The organism is Cytobacillus oceanisediminis (assembly GCF_022811925.1).
Classification (GTDB): Bacteria; Bacillota; Bacilli; order Bacillales; family Cytobacillaceae; genus Cytobacillus; species Cytobacillus oceanisediminis_D.
In genome coordinates, this window is sequence record NZ_CP065511.1 from 4,726,414 (window position 1) to 4,741,705 (window position 15,292).

Here is a 15,292-nt window from a genome sequence, read left to right on the forward strand (position 1 = left end):
AGGCGACTGCCCAGGGACGACAGGCATAAGACGGTTCCTGTAAGAAGGCGTTTTTCCTTCTGAAAGGAATCGGCTTATGACCCCGAGTCCCTAGGAGCCGAAACAAGACAAGCTTGTGACCTCGAGGGGGTAGGCGCTGGAGCTAGACAATTATCTAACTTAAGAAATTTATACATTCTTATAATTAATTAAAAACGTCCACCAGGTTTGAACTGTACCCCGGATAGCGGACACTGATAAAAAAGTGCCCCTATCTGGGGTTTTTTGTGTTTCAATAGATTTAATGAATATAGGCGGAGGATTATCATGAGTAAGAATATTTATAATGAATTCCAAATTAAAGAGCTTGAGAAGAATCCCAATGTTTTGAACGCTTCTGAAAGGTCAATCTCCTATAGTCCGGGATTTAAGCTAAAAGCAGTTAAGGATTACAAAATGGAAAACCACCATCGCAAATCTTTATTGAACAAGGCTTTGATCTTGAGATGATTGGCAAAGAACAGCCAAACGTTGCCTGCGCTGGAGAGAAACATTTGAAAGGTATGGAGAGAAAGGTCTCCTTACGGAACGTCGTGGTAAAGGGAGTACTGGACGTCCTTCTTCAAAGCAACTTTCCATTGAGGAGAAACTAAGGAAGGCTGAGGCAAGGATTAAATTCCTTGAGGCAGAGAATGATTTCTTAAAAAAGCTGGAAGAACTAGAAAGGCAGGCGTTGAAGAAGAAACGATTCTAACGACAGCTGTAAAGTTTTCTCTAATCGAGAAAACCATCAGAATACATCAGTTAAAGAAAGCTGTTGCCTACTTGTGTGAGCTGGCAGGTGTTAGCAGAAGTGGCTACTATGATTGGTTGAAGGCTGCACATTTACGGGCACAACGTGATGAGCAGGATGAACTGGACATAGAGTTGATTCAAGAAATATTTATAAGCAAAAAAGAAAAAGTAGGTGCCCTCCAGATTAAAATGATCCTGGAGAATAATTATTCAGCTGTAATGAACCACAAAAAGATTAGGCGTTTGATGGCAAAATATAATCTTGAAACAAAAGTAAGGAAAGCCAACCCTTATCGAAAGATGGCCAAGGCAACCCAGGAACATCGAACCTGCCCGAACCTGCTTAACCGAGAATTCAATCAGGAGGAACCAGGGAAAGTCCTGCTTACTGACATTACATATCTCTATTATGGAAGGGTCAAAGAGCATATTTATCCTGCGTAAAGGACGGAGCTACAAGGGAAATTATTGCGTACCACCTGTCCACGTCATTAGATATGGACATCGTCTATAAGACGTTGAAAAAGTTGGAGGCAGCTGTTGGCAATTATTTTCACCCTGAAGCCATATTACATTCTGACCAAGGTATGCACTACACTCATCCTCTATTCCAAAGCAAAGTGAAAGAGCTTGGCTTAACTCAATCAATGTCCCGAAAGGGAAACTGTTGGGATAACGCACCAATGGAGAGCTTCTTTGGACATTTTAAAGATCTGGCAGAGTATAAATCACTGGATAATTTAAAGGAGGTAACGAAGGAAGTAGAGCGAGTAATCGAAGATTATAATCATCACCGTTATCAATGGGGCTTAAATAAAATGACCCCGGTACAATACCGAGGTCACTTACTAGCCGCATAGGCGCTTTTTTAAAACTGTCCGTAAATGGGGGTACAGTTCAGTTTTCTCCTGATGGACGTTTTTATTTTAGCCTTTAAGTGGCTGCAAGTCTTTATTTAACAAATACTCTTTCTCAAAAGAATACTTTTTCTCCACATATACCTGATGCCAAACCATGAACATAAGAACTGTCCAGATTTTGCGGCTGTTATCTGCTTTATCCTGGCAATGGTCTTCAAGAAGCCCTAACACATAATCTTTATTGATTAAGTGATCCACATTGCTTTCACGGATAATATTTTTAGCCCACTCATTCATCTCGTCTTTCAGCCAGTGGCGGATTGGCACAGGGAATCCAAGCTTCTTACGGTTCAGCACATGGTCTGGAACGACTCCTTCAGCAGCTTTGCGAAGAATATACTTCGTAGTGCCATTTGCCGTTTTCAGGCTGGTCGGAATTTTGGAAGCCACTTCAAACACTTCTTTATCAAGGAACGGAACACGAAGCTCGAGAGAATGAGCCATCGTCATTTTGTCCGCTTTCAATAGAATGTCTCCGCGCATCCAAGTATGAATGTCGATATACTGCATGCGGTCAACCGGATCATATCCGTGGCTTTCTTCATATAGCGGTTTAGTGATATCCGTATAATTTAAGCGGTCTTTATAAACATGAAGCAGGCCGCGTTTCTCTTGCTCTGTAAACATTTTTGCGTTTCCAATGTAGCGCTCTTCCATTGGCGTGACACCGCGTTCGATAAAACTTTTCCCCTTCATTCCCTCTGGCATCATATTTGCAATCATGCGAAGAAGCTTTTTGCCGATGGCAGGAATTTTATTGAAGACTTCCAGGGATTGTGGTTCACGGTAAATATTATAGCCGCCAAATAGCTCATCGGCTCCCTCACCTGAAAGTACAACCGTTACATGCTTCCGTGCTTCTCTTGCCACAAAATAAAGGGGCACACAAGCTGGATCAGCAAGCGGATCGTCCATATGCCACATGATTCTCGGAATCTCATTCATGTATTCCTCAGGAGTAATGATGTAGCTGATGTTTTCGACACCCAGCTTTTCTGCTGTTTCTTTCGCTACATCCACCTCGCTGAAGCCATTGCGTTCGAAGCCAACAGAGAATGTTTTAATGGCAGGATGGAATTCTTTCGCAATGGAAGCAATGATGGAAGAATCGATTCCGCCTGAAAGGAATGAACCTACCGGAACATCGGCACGCATATGCATTTTGACTGAGTCGAATAAAACATCTCTTATTTCTTTCGTAAAATCGGCTTCTGACTTCTGCACTGGATGGAAAGCAGCTTTCCAATAACGCTTAATATCCATCGGAGCTCCGATTTTTTTAGTAAAATAATGACCAGGCTCAAGCTTATGGATTCCCTCTGACATGGTGTTTGGCTCAGGCACAAACTGATATGTCAAATAATGCTGGAGGGAGTCATAGTTTAATACATCATTCTGAAGCGCCAATAGAATGCTCTTCTTCTCTGATCCAAAGAACGTGCGGTCCCCCTTATCGTAATAAAAGAAAGGCTTAATCCCAAACGGATCTCTGGCTCCATATAGGGACTGCTCCTGTTTATCCCAAATGACAAACGCAAACATACCGCGCAATTTTTCAACAGCCTTTTCTTTCATATGGCTGTAAAGGGCAATTATGACTTCTGTATCGGAGCTTGTTTCAAAGCTTAAGCCTGCTTTGAGAAGTTCTTCACGAAGTTCCACATAGTTATAGATTTCACCATTAAAGATAATCCAATAACGCTCATTCTCGTAAGTCAGCGGCTGGTGTCCGCTTTCAATATCGATAATGCTCAACCGGCGGAAGCCGAATTGAATATGATCATCAAAATAGTATCCTGAATCATCCGGACCCCGATGGGTGATGATATCATTCATATTTTGGAATTGTTCTTTATCTGCGTCACGGTAATTTTGTGCTTTTTCATGTACACAACCAATAAAACCACACATTATGTACGTCACCTACTCCATTCTTTTCTCGATATTTAGATATAGCCTTAACGGCTCTTTGTCTTAGAAAACATACCCTATAATACTACCACTAATCATTTATAATTAGCACGTGGATTATAAAAAAAATATGCGCGGAAAATTAAGCCATTATCCGAAGTTTAAACGATAACATATAATTATAAACGACTAAAGAGCATAAAGACCGAAAAGTGAATAAACATCCTATATGTATAATGACGCAAAAAAGAAAGCGGGAGTTACATGATTAATGCAACTCCCGCTTTTTATATTATTGTCTCCCCCTTAAAGTATCGGGGATGGCCAAAGAGCTTCCGCTTTTCTATTCAGCTTCAGAACGAAGAATTTCTGCCTTATCTGTACGCTCCCAAGGAAGATCAACATCTGTACGTCCGAAATGTCCGTAAGCAGCTGTCTGCTTGTAAATTGGGCGGCGAAGGCCAAGCATGTTAATAATTCCTGCAGGACGAAGATCAAAATGCTTTCTTACTAGATCAACTAGTACATCTTCGCCCACTTTGCCTGTTCCGAATGTATCAACAGAAATCGATACAGGCTGTGCCACACCGATCGCATAAGCAAGCTGAACTTCAACTTTTTCAGCTAAGCCGGCTGCTACAAGGTTCTTCGCTACATAACGAGCAGCATAAGCAGCAGAGCGGTCAACCTTTGTAGGATCCTTACCGGAGAACGCGCCTCCGCCATGACGGGCATATCCGCCGTAAGTATCAACAATGATTTTGCGTCCAGTCAGGCCTGCATCCCCTTGAGGTCCTCCGATAACGAAACGTCCTGTTGGGTTGATGAAGTACTTAGTATTCTCATCGATTAGTTCTTTGGGAACAACCGGGTTAATAACATGTTCCTTCAGGTTGCGCTGGATTTGCTCCAGGCTGATCTCAGGGTGATGCTGAGTAGAAATAACAATTGTGTCAATGCGGACAGGCTTGTCATTTTCATCATACTCAACCGTTACCTGAGTTTTTCCGTCTGGACGAAGGTAAGGAAGGATTTCTTCTTTACGAACTTCAGTCAGGCGGCGGGAAAGTTTATGTGCTAAAGAAATCGGAAGAGGCATAAGCTCTTTCGTTTCGTTGCAGGCAAAACCGAACATTAAGCCCTGGTCTCCTGCACCAATTGCTTCGATTTCCTGATCGCTCATTTGTCCTTCGCGTGCTTCAAGGGCCTGGTCAACACCCATTGCAATATCTGCAGACTGCTCATCAATGGAAGTTAATACTGCACAAGTTTCGGAATCGAAACCATATTTAGCACGGGTATAACCGATTTCTTTTACCGTTTCACGAACGATTTTTGGAATATCTACGTATGTAGATGTTGTGATTTCACCTGCAACTAATACAAGTCCAGTTGTTACAGAAGTCTCTGCAGCAACACGGGCATTCGCATCTTTAGCTAAAATCGCATCTAAGATTGCATCAGAAATTTGGTCACAGATTTTATCCGGATGACCTTCAGTAACTGATTCAGAAGTAAACAAACGACGCTTTGTTGACATCTGGCTTCCTCCTTATAAATAGAAAATTGAGCGAGAATTAAGAAATGGGGAAGCGGAAATACTTTTCCCTGTCATTTCATGGATCTCTGTTTGATACGGAACTCATTCCCTTAGTAGTATGAAATAAACATGGAGTTTTTATTAGAAAAATAGGCAGCGCTGGCCAGAAAGCCAGGCATCCATTTTTTCTTATGCATCTCTGCAAGCTGCTAAAAACTCACATAAATAGTACATTCCAAAAGCCGTTCATTTCATTGCAAAATAAAAAACCTTCTCATTAGTGAAAAGGTTGAAAGCAAATCGATTCGCGCCTTTCACTCTTATCGTTCAAGGAATTACGTCCTTGCGTCAGGTTAGCACCTTTGCTGATAATTGCCTTTAGCAGGTTGCTGGGTTTCATAGGGCCTGTCCCTCCACCAGCTCGGGATAAGAGAGTATCCGTTCAAGGTTGAATCATACCGTATTTTAGCGAATCATGTCAACAAGTTTTCATTATTTTTCAGAGTAAAATTTCAGCATTGAAAATTATGCTCCATACTTACAGCGAACAGCTTCCGTCATCACATTTTTTCTTTAGAAATTTATGCCTGTTTTTAGCAATCCATTTGTAGATCGGATCGCCCAGTATTGGCGTCAATGGGAGATATAAAAGGAGGCTAATTAAAAAGGATGCAGGAAAGAGGAACAGCAGCCTCCTTACTGCAGAATAACCCTTTTTCACGCCACCCGATGGAGTAATAATATGAAGCTCTCTGCGCAAATCATGTCTTGAAAATGAGAGAGAATTCGGGATTTTTTCATACTCCTGCAGAGAAATCCATTCCACTTTATTCAGCCAATCGAGTTTTTTAAAAATCTTCTTTGTTTCCTTGCATAAGGAACAAGTTCCATCATAGAGGGCAATTGTCTTCATTTTAGATCAGTCCCATGTTAAAATTAACACTTTCTTCTATATTAACATATACAAGTTATAAGGTGATTTAAGTGGATTACTTGTCCAATTATGACATTTTTATATCATGAATAAAAAAGTTTCGTAATAGTATAGACTAATCATTTTAATGTGTTATACTAATTTCGAGATGTAATCACTTTCATAAAAAAATCGGGAAAAAGGAAGGTATTCATCAGATGAACTCTGTAAGCATATCAAACGAATTGAGCGAATTACTAAATGGCAGCAACATTCAAGTGCAATTATCTGTTCCTCAGCTTGTGGAAAAAGTATTAAACCGCAATGAAGGGTCCCTTACCTCTACTGGTGCCGTACGCGCTACTACAGGAAAGTATACAGGACGTTCTCCTAAAGATAAATACATTGTTGAAGAAGCATCAAATAAAGATAAAATGGACTGGGGCAGCGTAAACCAGCCTATTTCTGAAGAAGCATTCTCTAATCTTTATAATAAAGTAATCAACTACTTAAAAGAAAAAGAAGAAGTATTTGTTTTCAAAGGCTTCGCAGGTGCCGATAAAAAGCACCGCATGCCAATCCAGGTAATTAATGAATATGCCTGGCACAATCTTTTCGCACATCAGTTATTCATTCGTCCGGCAGAAGACGAGCTATTGGATCATCAATCAGAGTTCACAGTCATTTCTGCACCTAATTTCAAAGCAGACCCTGCAGTTGACGGCACAAAGTCCGAAACATTCATCATCATTTCATTCGAGCGCCGCACTGTTTTAATCGGCGGTACTGAATATGCAGGCGAAATGAAAAAGTCCATTTTCTCTGTTATGAACTACATGCTTCCAGAAAACGGGATTCTTCCGATGCACTGCTCCGCGAACGTTGGCCGCGAAGGAGATGTCGCTTTATTCTTCGGCTTATCCGGAACAGGGAAAACAACCTTATCTGCAGACCCTAACCGCAAGCTGATTGGTGATGACGAGCATGGCTGGTCTGCAAATGGTGTATTCAATATTGAAGGCGGCTGCTATGCGAAATGCATTAACTTATCCCGTGAGAAAGAACCGCAAATTTTTGATGCTATCCGCTTTGGGGCTGTATTGGAAAATGTGGTGGTAAACAGCGAAACTCGGGTTGCTGATTACGATGACAGCACTTTAACTGAAAATACACGTGCGGCATACCAGCTTCAGGCCATCGATAATATCGTTGACCCAAGCATTGCCGGACATCCTAATACAATCGTATTTTTAACAGCTGACGCATTTGGCGTATTGCCTCCAATCTCTAAACTATCAAAAGAGCAGGCAATGTACCATTTCTTAAGCGGCTATACTTCCAAGCTTGCAGGAACTGAGCGCGGCATTACTTCACCGCAGGCAACGTTCTCAACTTGCTTTGGATCACCTTTCCTTCCGCTTCCTGCAAACCGTTATGCTGAAATGCTTGGCGAGAAGATCGATGAGCATAATGCAAAAGTATTCCTGGTAAACACAGGATGGACTGGCGGAGAGTACGGAGTCGGTGAACGCATGAAACTTGCTTACACTCGTGCTATGGTGGAAGCTGCACTTGAAGGCGAACTGCACAACGTAGAAACAGTCAAAGACGAAATTTTCGGATTGGAAATTCCGCAGCACGTTACTGGTGTGCCTGACGAAGTTCTTCAGCCAAATAAAACATGGGCAGATCAGGCTGCTTATGAAGCAAAAGCAAAAGAACTCGCTGCAAAATTCCGTGAAAACTTCAAGAAATTTACAAGCGTTTCTTCTGAAATCGAAGAAAAAGGCGGACCAATCGCATAATATCAAAAAAGGAATTGCCGTATAAGCGGCAATTCCTTTTTTGATATTTTATTTTGTAATTCAGCCCTCTCGAACGAATATGTTTCCTGCAAACGGGCTTATAATTGCCGATCTCTCTTTCTCTTCCTTAATTTAAAAGCACTATTCCCACTTGCAGTTTGCAGAAAAATTTTGAACGAAAAAACGCCGGACTTAGTCCAGGCGCTCTTTTAGTTTGTTGAGTTTAAGGAAACAAGCTGGTAAGTAATGAGGGTCCGGCTGTTTTCCCATTCCACTTTTCTGATGACACCCATACCGTTCAGGTCGCCATCAATTGTTCTTTTTACCTCGACCGGGATATCGAGCGGATATAATCTGTACCCGTCTTTGACAAGTGAAAAGAAATTCTCATCAAGTCTGGTCTCCTTTCCCTTTGTCACGATCATTGTGTTCAGCTCTAAAGGCATACCCATTGGTATCTCTCCTTCATTCTTAATATCCTTTTCTCTATTTTACCCCACCTTATTGCGCTCTGAAAGTCCTTAATTTCATCTGCCCTTTGCTTTTCATCCACGCGCTTAAATCCTCTACCGTCTTCCGGTTCACGGCTGGCGGAAAGTAGTGGGTATATTCAGGGAAATACCAGCTGCCCACTTCTTTTTTTAGAGCCTTAAGCCTTTTTTCCAGGCGATAGGAATGCTCCACCGAAACATTATGATCCTGTTCTCCATGGATGATTAAGACAGGTGCCTGCAGCTGCTCCAGCTGAAAAAGCGGGGTGCGATATTTATACCGTTCCGGAAACTTAGTCGGGGTTCCGCCTATTACACGTTTCATCATTCTCCGGAGATCCTTGCGCTCCACATAGGTGAGAAACATATCACTGACCCCCCCCCATGTTACAATGGACGCGGCTTCCGGAAACTCGATTGCAGTAAGCAATGCCATCACGCCACCGCGGGAAAAGCCAAATATATGGACTCTTTTTACCCGGGCATGCTCCTGAAGAAGAGTAAAAGCGGCAAACGCGTCCTGTCTGTCCTCCCCTGCAAAATCTTCGTTTCCGTCTCCCCCTTGATTGCCTCTGTAAAAAGGCGCGAATACAATAAAACCTTCACAGGCAAACTGTACAATCCGGGAAGGCCTTACTTTCCCGACATTTTTTATGCCTCCTCTCAGGTAAAGGAATCCATCATATAGCCCCTCCCCCTTTGGCTCTGCCAGCAGGCCTTTTATATGTAATCCATTTGCATGATATGTGACAACAGATAATTCGATTGCCGGATTTGGCGAAGGAAATCTCTGTTTATTTATCATTTGGCCATTTTTGAAATCCATGTCCTCATTCCCCTCTTGAAGTATTCTGGATACGACTAATAGTATGAGCTTTAAGACCTCCGCCTAAAAATGTTTCCATGGGCATTCACACATTTTTTCGATTTTCATACGATATCCTAGGCATTTAAATCTGACTTTTTTAGCATAAGGGAGGTCTTATGGCTTATGAAAAAATGGATGAAAGTAAGCATGCTGTTTTTGCTTGCGGTGATACTTATCGTTCCTTTGGCAGCCTGCGGAAAGGATGAAATGCAAACTGTCCGTATTGCCGAAGTGACACGTTCCATCTTCTATGCTCCGCAATATGTAGCCCTTGAGAAAGGTTTCTTTGAAGAAGAAGGGCTTAAAGTAAAGCTTACGACAACTGCCGGCGGAGATAAAACGATGACTGCTCTGCTGTCGGATAGCGCTGATGTTGCACTTGTAGGTTCCGAAACTTCCATTTACGTTTCGGCTCAGGGCTCCAATGATCCGGTCATTAACTTTGCACAGCTCACTCAAACGGATGGAACATTTCTTGTTTCCCGCAATAAAATAGATAACTTTTCATGGGATATGCTAGAAGGCAAAACATTCCTGGGTCAGCGCAAAGGCGGCATGCCGCAGATGGTTGGCGAGTTTGTTTTGAAAAAGCATGGCATTGACCCGCACCAGGATCTGGATTTAATCCAAAATATCGATTTTGCCAATATTGCCCCCGCCTTCGCTTCGGGAACCGGTGAATTTGTCCAGCTGTTTGAACCTACTGCAAGTGTATTTGAAAAAGAAGGAAAAGGATACATTGTTGCTTCTTTTGGAACCGAATCCGGACATGTACCATATACCACATTCATGACGAAACAAAGCTATATTGATAAAAATAAGGAAACAGTTGAGAAGTTTACAAGAGCGATCTATAAAGCACAGCAATGGGTTGAGACACACAGCGCGAAAGAAACGGCTGAAGCCATTCAAGGATATTTTGACAATACTGAACTTGACGTCATTGAGATGGTAGTAGACCGCTACAAGAGTCAGGGGTCATTTGCAAAAGACCCTATCCTGGACACTGAAGAATGGGAAAACCTGCAGAACATCATGGACGAAGCAGGAGAGCTCCCTAATCGCATAGAGCATGACACACTTGTCAACACAGATATCGCTGAAGGTGTAATGAAGTAAATAAACGAAAGAGGAGGCCGACATGAATTTTCTAAAAGTAGATGCTGTCCACCACACTTATTTTACGAAAACCTCTGCTGTAACGGCCCTCTCCAATATTTCGCTTGAAGTGGAGGAAGGAGAATTTGTTTCCTTCCTCGGCCCAAGCGGATGCGGCAAGACGACTTTGCTTTCCATCATAGCAGGCTTGTTTGAACCTACTGAAGGCACTGTAACACTTGAAGGAAAGCGGGTTAAAACAGCAGAAAATGAAATTGGCTATATGCTGCAGCAGGATTATCTTTTTCCCTGGAAAACGATTGAAGAAAATATCCAGCTGGGGCTGAAAATCGGGAACAGCCTTACTCCTGATAAAAAAGCTTATGCACTGCAGCTCCTTCAGGAGATGGGACTGAAAGGTGTAGAGTCACAGTTTCCGAAGCAGCTTTCAGGCGGAATGCGCCAGCGCGTTGCCCTTGTAAGAACACTAGCAACCGAACCAAAGCTGCTCATGCTTGATGAACCCTTTTCCGCGCTGGATTATCAAACCAAACTGAAGCTTGAGGATTTGGTCTCTAACACGCTTAAAACTTTCGGAAAAACAGCCATACTGGTTACCCATGATATTGGTGAGGCAATCAGCATGAGTGATCGCGTTTTTCTCTTTTCCGCTAGGCCCGGACAGCTTCATAAAACGTTTGTAATACCAAAAGAATTAAGAGATGAAACCCCTTTTAACGCAAGAAATCATGAAGCATATCCAGCGATTTTTCAAACTATATGGAAGGAGCTGGAGTCCCTTGAGCCCGCAGGAGAACGTTAAATTCCTCCACCAGAAATATATCCAGTCGTTGAACCGTGAAAAAAAGTGGGTCCGCTTCTATCAGGCTGTCATCTTTATCGTGTTTTTTTCCGGATGGGAGCTGGCAAGCCAAAAGCAATGGATTGACCCGCTGATTTTCAGTGCGCCTTCTAAAGTATGGGGATTATTTTTAACCAAAATCCAGGATGGTACCTTGATGGTGGATTTAGGCTACACTTTGTCAGAAACCGTATTTGGATTCATTTTGGGCACTTTTCTAGGCACATTGCTTGCAGCCATTCTCTGGTGGTCACCGATGCTTTCAAAAATAGCGGATCCCTATTTGGTTGTCCTGAATTCAATGCCAAAGGTTGCTCTTGGTCCGATATTAATCGTCGCATTAGGCCCCAGCTTTACTTCAATCGTAGCCATGGGCGCGATTATTTCCATCATCATCACAACCATTGTCGTGTATACATCTTTCAAAGAAGTTGACCCCAATTATATTAAAGTGCTTCAGACCTTTGGGGCAAATCGATTTCAAATCTTCAGGGAAGCCATTTTGCCTGCTTCCTTCCCGACCATCATCTCCACTTTAAAGGTGAATGTCGGGCTATCATGGGTCGGTGTTATCGTAGGCGAATTCCTTGTATCCTCAAAAGGTCTCGGATACATGATTATTTACGGCTTCCAAGTATTCAACTTTACCCTTGTCATGCTGTCATTACTGGTAATTGCTGTTTTTGCAACAGTGATGTATCAGCTCGTCGAACTGCTCGAGCGAAAACTGATAAAAAATGGGTCATAATAAAAAACGGCAGCGATAATGCCGTTTTTTTACTTTCCCTGCATGATTTTTTCGAGGCTCTTTTCAACTACTTTATCCTTCATGATAAAACTGTATTGACTGCTCCACCTGTCTTCCAGCAAGTTTCCCGCTGTCAGAATGGGACCGTTTGTTTCAAAATATTGATCCGTTTTGTTAAGGCTTTTCACCTCTGCGAAAAAAATGGCTTTGACAAAACGCTCTGTTCCCAAATTAACTTCATATTCACCAATAAAATTTAAATTCTTTAAGTCTGCTCCTGTTTCCTCATAAACTTCTCTTCTGGCTGCCTCTTCAAGAGACTCACCCTTTTCTCTCTTACCGCCCGGAAATTCCCAACCCCGCTTTTTGTGATTCGTCAGCAGCCATTGATCGCCATAGCGGCAAATGACCAGAACATGTTTTGGCTCGGTTCCGAAAGCTCGTTTATTAAAAGAAAATCGTACTTCCCCGCCGTTCTCATCCAAAAAGGTTTCCATACTTTTCCCTCACTCGATAATTAAATTCTGATGTTATCATTATAAAGGTTAATCATATATTTAAAAACTTCTGGGGCTAAAGTATCAAATTACATATTTTTGAAACTTTTTCCTTTTTTCCCCGTAAAATTAGCTGACTAACCTAAATAGAGGAGTGTATACCTTGAAAAAATCCCTTGCAATCATTACTGGCTTCTTAATGATTCTAATGCTGGCTGCGTGCAATGAAACAGCCAAACCTGTAAATGAATCTGCTGGCGGCACGGACAAGGAAGAGACAAAAACAGAAGAAGCTTCAGAATTGACACTGGAGGAAGTTTTAACGAAATCTACCGAGGCTTCAGAAGAGCTAAAAAGCTTCTCGGTAAATATGGATATGAGCCAGGAAATGAGTTCAGGCACTGAAGGGGAAAATATGAATATCGATTCTGTCATTGATATGGATGTTACAACAGATCCGATGGCCTTCTACCAAAAAATGACTATGTCGATGGACGGCACAGAAGAATCGTATGATATTGAAAGCTATTTTACTGAAGAAGGCATGTTCCTATATGATGCAGCCGGTGAGCAGTGGATGAAGTTCCCTAAAGAAATGTCGGATGATTTGCTTCAAATGTCCAGCCAGCAGACTAATCCTGGTGAAGAACTAAAGAAATTGCAGGAGTTCGTGGACGACTTTACGTTTGAACAGGATGCAAAAAGCTATATCCTAAAACTGAAAGCCGATGGAGAAAAATTTAATGATTTTGTGAAGGAAACAGCAGCAGAAACACTTCCGCCTGAACTGGCAGCCAACGGAGAAATGCTTGATAACATGAAAATTAACGGCGTGGAATACGAAATCGTGATTGATAAAGAAACTTTTTATCCAAGCGTGCTGAATATGATTATGGAAATGGAAATCACGGCTGAAGGCCAGACCATCTCCATGAAGCAGAACATGAACGGCCAATATGCAAACTATAATAAGGTAGAGGCTATAGCCGTTCCGCAGGAAGTTCTTGATACAGCTGTAGAAATGGAAATGTAAGAAAAGCTGAGGCATTCGCCTCAGCTTTTTATTTATGTTCCTCTTCAGTAAGGATCCCCATGCTTTCAATATGTTTTCTTGCTTCATCATCTCCAAGATCATAAATCATTCCATATATTTTCTTCATTGTATCATCATAAGCATCATTTTCACGGTCATAATGGTATTGAACATAAGGAACATGGGCTCTGAAAAAATTCTGCCACTCAGTTGAATAGTTCTGGTCAAAATATTCTCTTAAGGCAATGATTTCATCATCTGTTGCCTCTATTTTAAAATTCCATGTTGAGCCAGTGGCACTTTGTGAAATCTCCCCAGAACCAAGCGTTATATAATACGTCTTTTTATTCCCTTCCATCCTGTCAGCCCCTTTTTTGTTCATTCCTGTGACGCAGTTTCAACACCGGTTACTTTATCATTATTTATCATGACTTTTTCATTTCTATAGTTATCGTATCCCACATTTGTGATAAAATTATACGAAATTACGATCATTCTTCATAAGCTTACATATACTAAGTTAAATAATTGAGAAACAGCTTCTCAATTTATCTGCGGTGAATATTTTCCTGCATCAGGGGTATTAAATTAAGTATACTATATAAAACGGGAGTATTTTTTAAGGAGGTGTTATCATGAAACTGATTGATGAGCTATATGAACTTTACAGGAATAAGCTGACAGGTGATGAAGAGGATATCGATATGCTCGCTTTTGCCTTCTTAGAAGAAATGGACAGAGAAGACCTGCTGAATATTATCAAGGATCTCGATAATCAGGAATTATATGATTTAATGGGGCTTTATTTGATTGAGAGCTTAAAAGGGAAATTTGCCAGTGAGAATTACGGCCAGCGCAGAAGCCCGATCATTCATCACCGGAACATACACTAAACTATACATATCCGAATTATTAACTATCCATATTATTTGAAGGCGGCGATAAGCCGCTTTTATTTTGCATATAAAAAGACCAGCTTTCCAGCCAGTCTTTGTTTATTATCCAAGGTATGCTTTTAGCATCCAAATATGTTTCTTTAAGCTTTGCTTTACAGCAATCAGCATGTCGCCTGTTCCTTCATCTTTGGCTTCTTCTGCAAGCTCAATTGCTTCCTGAAGCTCGTCCACCATTTTTTCGAAGTCATCAACGACAGATTGGACCATCTGTTCTTCATTTTCTTTTCCTGTCGCTTCTTCGAGAGAACTGGTCTCAAGAACTTCCTTCATAGTCGCAACCGGCTTAGCCTCAAGAGCGAGGATTCTCTCAGCTAGTTCATCTACATGTACGTTGGCTTCATTATAAAGTTCTTCAAATTTTGCGTGAAGGGTAAAAAAGTTTTTCCCTTTAATATACCAATGGAAATTGTGAAGCTTTACATATAGAACAGTCCAGTTTGCTACTTGCTGGTTAACAGCTTTTACTAATTCTTTACTCATATAAATCATCCTCCCAACAATAGATTACCCACAATAACAAAATTCAAACCTGTGCCTTGGCCATAGCGAAATCTTTCATGAAAGAGCTGCTTTCATGGTAAAATATTGAGAGAAAAGGGGGAGAAACATGTATACGGTATTAGTCATATCGATTATCATTGTGATCGTGGTACTGCTTTTAAGCGTCATTACCACTTCAAAAGCTTACCAATTCAAGCATACGGTAGACCCAGTTGATCCGCTTCCTGACAGCGAGCAGGGACAAAAAGAGGTTAAAGAAGAACAAGAAGATAACCAAAACCGTTCATAAGCATACGCTATTATATATACAGCCTCCGTACAGCCGGAGGTTTTCCTTTTAAATGGACGGAAATAACATACATGTGGAGAGGACAT

At 41.5% G+C, this 15,292-nt stretch carries 15 protein-coding genes, 1 pseudogene and 1 riboswitch; of the genes and pseudogenes, 8 read left to right on the plus strand and 8 right to left on the minus strand.

Annotated elements, in window-relative coordinates; all coding sequences use genetic code 11:
- Nucleotides 1-306: 306 nt before the first annotated feature.
- Nucleotides 307-1,634 (plus strand): annotated as a pseudogene (locus IRB79_RS23665) (IS3 family transposase).
- 66 nt (nucleotides 1,635-1,700) lie between these two features.
- Here the strand turns inward: IRB79_RS23665 and asnB are convergent.
- From asnB to IRB79_RS23680, 3 genes are all read right to left on the minus strand, one after another.
- Nucleotides 1,701-3,605: an asparagine synthase (glutamine-hydrolyzing) gene (gene asnB, locus IRB79_RS23670; protein ID WP_243505519.1), complete on the minus strand. Its 1,905-nt coding sequence runs from the start codon at nucleotides 3,603-3,605 to the stop codon at nucleotides 1,701-1,703.
- Nucleotides 3,606-3,948: 343 nt separating this feature from the next.
- On the minus strand, nucleotides 3,949-5,145 hold the full coding sequence (metK, locus tag IRB79_RS23675; RefSeq protein WP_243505522.1) for a methionine adenosyltransferase: 1,197 nt from the start codon (nucleotides 5,143-5,145) through the stop codon (nucleotides 3,949-3,951).
- Between the two features lie 317 nt (nucleotides 5,146-5,462).
- A riboswitch (SAM riboswitch) is annotated at nucleotides 5,463-5,578 on the minus strand.
- Between the two features lie 105 nt (nucleotides 5,579-5,683).
- A complete protein-coding gene (locus tag IRB79_RS23680; RefSeq protein WP_243505529.1) occupies nucleotides 5,684-6,058 on the minus strand; it encodes a thiol-disulfide oxidoreductase DCC family protein in 375 nt (124 codons plus the stop codon).
- A 218-nt stretch (nucleotides 6,059-6,276) separates the two neighbouring features.
- Between IRB79_RS23680 and pckA the strand changes: the two genes are divergently transcribed.
- Nucleotides 6,277-7,863: a phosphoenolpyruvate carboxykinase (ATP) gene (pckA, locus tag IRB79_RS23685; protein ID WP_243505531.1), complete on the plus strand. Its 1,587-nt coding sequence runs from the start codon at nucleotides 6,277-6,279 to the stop codon at nucleotides 7,861-7,863.
- 209 nt (nucleotides 7,864-8,072) lie between these two features.
- Here the strand turns inward: pckA and IRB79_RS23690 are convergent, their stop codons facing one another.
- Nucleotides 8,073-8,315 carry a DUF2584 domain-containing protein gene (locus IRB79_RS23690; protein ID WP_243505532.1) on the minus strand — a complete coding sequence of 81 codons (243 nt, stop codon included), beginning with the start codon at nucleotides 8,313-8,315 and terminating at the stop codon, nucleotides 8,073-8,075.
- 49 nt (nucleotides 8,316-8,364) lie between these two features.
- Nucleotides 8,365-9,180, minus strand: a complete 816-nt coding sequence (locus IRB79_RS23695) for an alpha/beta hydrolase family protein (protein WP_243505534.1) — start codon at nucleotides 9,178-9,180, stop codon at nucleotides 8,365-8,367.
- 165 nt (nucleotides 9,181-9,345) lie between these two features.
- On the opposite strand from IRB79_RS23695, the gene IRB79_RS23700 reads away from it, so the two are divergent.
- From IRB79_RS23700 to IRB79_RS23710, 3 genes are read left to right on the plus strand one after another with little or no spacing between them, the layout of a single operon-like run.
- A complete protein-coding gene (locus IRB79_RS23700) occupies nucleotides 9,346-10,341 on the plus strand; it encodes an ABC transporter substrate-binding protein (protein WP_243505536.1) in 996 nt (331 codons plus the stop codon).
- A 22-nt stretch (nucleotides 10,342-10,363) separates the two neighbouring features.
- Entirely contained in the window at nucleotides 10,364-11,143 is a 780-nt protein-coding gene (locus IRB79_RS23705; protein ID WP_243505538.1) for an ABC transporter ATP-binding protein, read from the plus strand.
- On the plus strand, nucleotides 11,121-11,930 hold the full coding sequence (locus IRB79_RS23710) for an ABC transporter permease (protein WP_035330410.1): 810 nt from the start codon (nucleotides 11,121-11,123) through the stop codon (nucleotides 11,928-11,930). Before IRB79_RS23705 ends, IRB79_RS23710 begins: the two co-directional genes overlap by 23 nt.
- Nucleotides 11,931-11,959: 29 nt before the next feature.
- Here the strand turns inward: IRB79_RS23710 and ytkD are convergent, their stop codons facing one another.
- Complete coding sequence (ytkD, locus tag IRB79_RS23715) at nucleotides 11,960-12,427, minus strand: RNA deprotection pyrophosphohydrolase (protein WP_243505545.1); 468 nt, start codon at nucleotides 12,425-12,427, stop codon at nucleotides 11,960-11,962.
- A 154-nt stretch (nucleotides 12,428-12,581) separates the two neighbouring features.
- On the opposite strand from ytkD, the gene IRB79_RS23720 reads away from it, so the two are divergent.
- On the plus strand, nucleotides 12,582-13,460 hold the full coding sequence (locus tag IRB79_RS23720; RefSeq protein WP_243505547.1) for a DUF6612 family protein: 879 nt from the start codon (nucleotides 12,582-12,584) through the stop codon (nucleotides 13,458-13,460).
- A gap of 28 nt (nucleotides 13,461-13,488) precedes the next feature.
- Here the strand turns inward: IRB79_RS23720 and IRB79_RS23725 are convergent, their stop codons facing one another.
- Nucleotides 13,489-13,818, minus strand: coding sequence for a hydrolase (locus IRB79_RS23725; protein WP_243505549.1), 330 nt, complete (start codon nucleotides 13,816-13,818; stop codon nucleotides 13,489-13,491).
- Between the two features lie 277 nt (nucleotides 13,819-14,095).
- Between IRB79_RS23725 and IRB79_RS23730 the strand changes: the two genes are divergently transcribed.
- Entirely contained in the window at nucleotides 14,096-14,353 is a 258-nt protein-coding gene (locus IRB79_RS23730; protein WP_035330414.1) for a DUF6154 family protein, read from the plus strand.
- Nucleotides 14,354-14,458: 105 nt separating this feature from the next.
- Here the strand turns inward: IRB79_RS23730 and IRB79_RS23735 are convergent, their stop codons facing one another.
- Nucleotides 14,459-14,896, minus strand: a complete 438-nt coding sequence (locus IRB79_RS23735; RefSeq protein ID WP_206839236.1) for a Dps family protein — start codon at nucleotides 14,894-14,896, stop codon at nucleotides 14,459-14,461.
- 127 nt (nucleotides 14,897-15,023) lie between these two features.
- On the opposite strand from IRB79_RS23735, the gene ytzI reads away from it, so the two are divergent.
- Nucleotides 15,024-15,206 (plus strand): YtzI protein, encoded by a 183-nt coding sequence (gene ytzI / locus IRB79_RS23740; RefSeq protein ID WP_243505551.1) that lies wholly within the window; start codon nucleotides 15,024-15,026, stop codon nucleotides 15,204-15,206.
- The last annotated feature ends 86 nt before the right edge of the window (nucleotides 15,207-15,292 follow it).

Bases quoted from the DNA above. Each gene is read 5' to 3' on its own strand.
- asnB (WP_243505519.1), bottom strand. From the start codon at position 3,605: ATGTGTGGTTTTATTGGTTGTGTACATGAAAAAGCACAAAATTACCGT.
- metK (WP_243505522.1), bottom strand. From the start codon at position 5,145: ATGTCAACAAAGCGTCGTTTGTTTACTTCTGAATCAGTTACTGAAGGT.
- IRB79_RS23680 (WP_243505529.1), bottom strand. From the start codon at position 6,058: ATGAAGACAATTGCCCTCTATGATGGAACTTGTTCCTTATGCAAGGAA.
- pckA (WP_243505531.1), top strand. From the start codon at position 6,277: ATGAACTCTGTAAGCATATCAAACGAATTGAGCGAATTACTAAATGGC.
- IRB79_RS23690 (WP_243505532.1), bottom strand. From the start codon at position 8,315: ATGGGTATGCCTTTAGAGCTGAACACAATGATCGTGACAAAGGGAAAG.
- IRB79_RS23695 (WP_243505534.1), bottom strand. From the start codon at position 9,180: ATGGATTTCAAAAATGGCCAAATGATAAATAAACAGAGATTTCCTTCG.
- IRB79_RS23700 (WP_243505536.1), top strand. From the start codon at position 9,346: ATGAAAAAATGGATGAAAGTAAGCATGCTGTTTTTGCTTGCGGTGATA.
- IRB79_RS23705 (WP_243505538.1), top strand. From the start codon at position 10,364: ATGAATTTTCTAAAAGTAGATGCTGTCCACCACACTTATTTTACGAAA.
- ytkD (WP_243505545.1), bottom strand. From the start codon at position 12,427: ATGGAAACCTTTTTGGATGAGAACGGCGGGGAAGTACGATTTTCTTTT.
- IRB79_RS23725 (WP_243505549.1), bottom strand. From the start codon at position 13,818: ATGGAAGGGAATAAAAAGACGTATTATATAACGCTTGGTTCTGGGGAG.
- IRB79_RS23730 (WP_035330414.1), top strand. From the start codon at position 14,096: ATGAAACTGATTGATGAGCTATATGAACTTTACAGGAATAAGCTGACA.
- IRB79_RS23735 (WP_206839236.1), bottom strand. From the start codon at position 14,896: ATGAGTAAAGAATTAGTAAAAGCTGTTAACCAGCAAGTAGCAAACTGG.
- ytzI (WP_243505551.1), top strand. From the start codon at position 15,024: ATGTATACGGTATTAGTCATATCGATTATCATTGTGATCGTGGTACTG.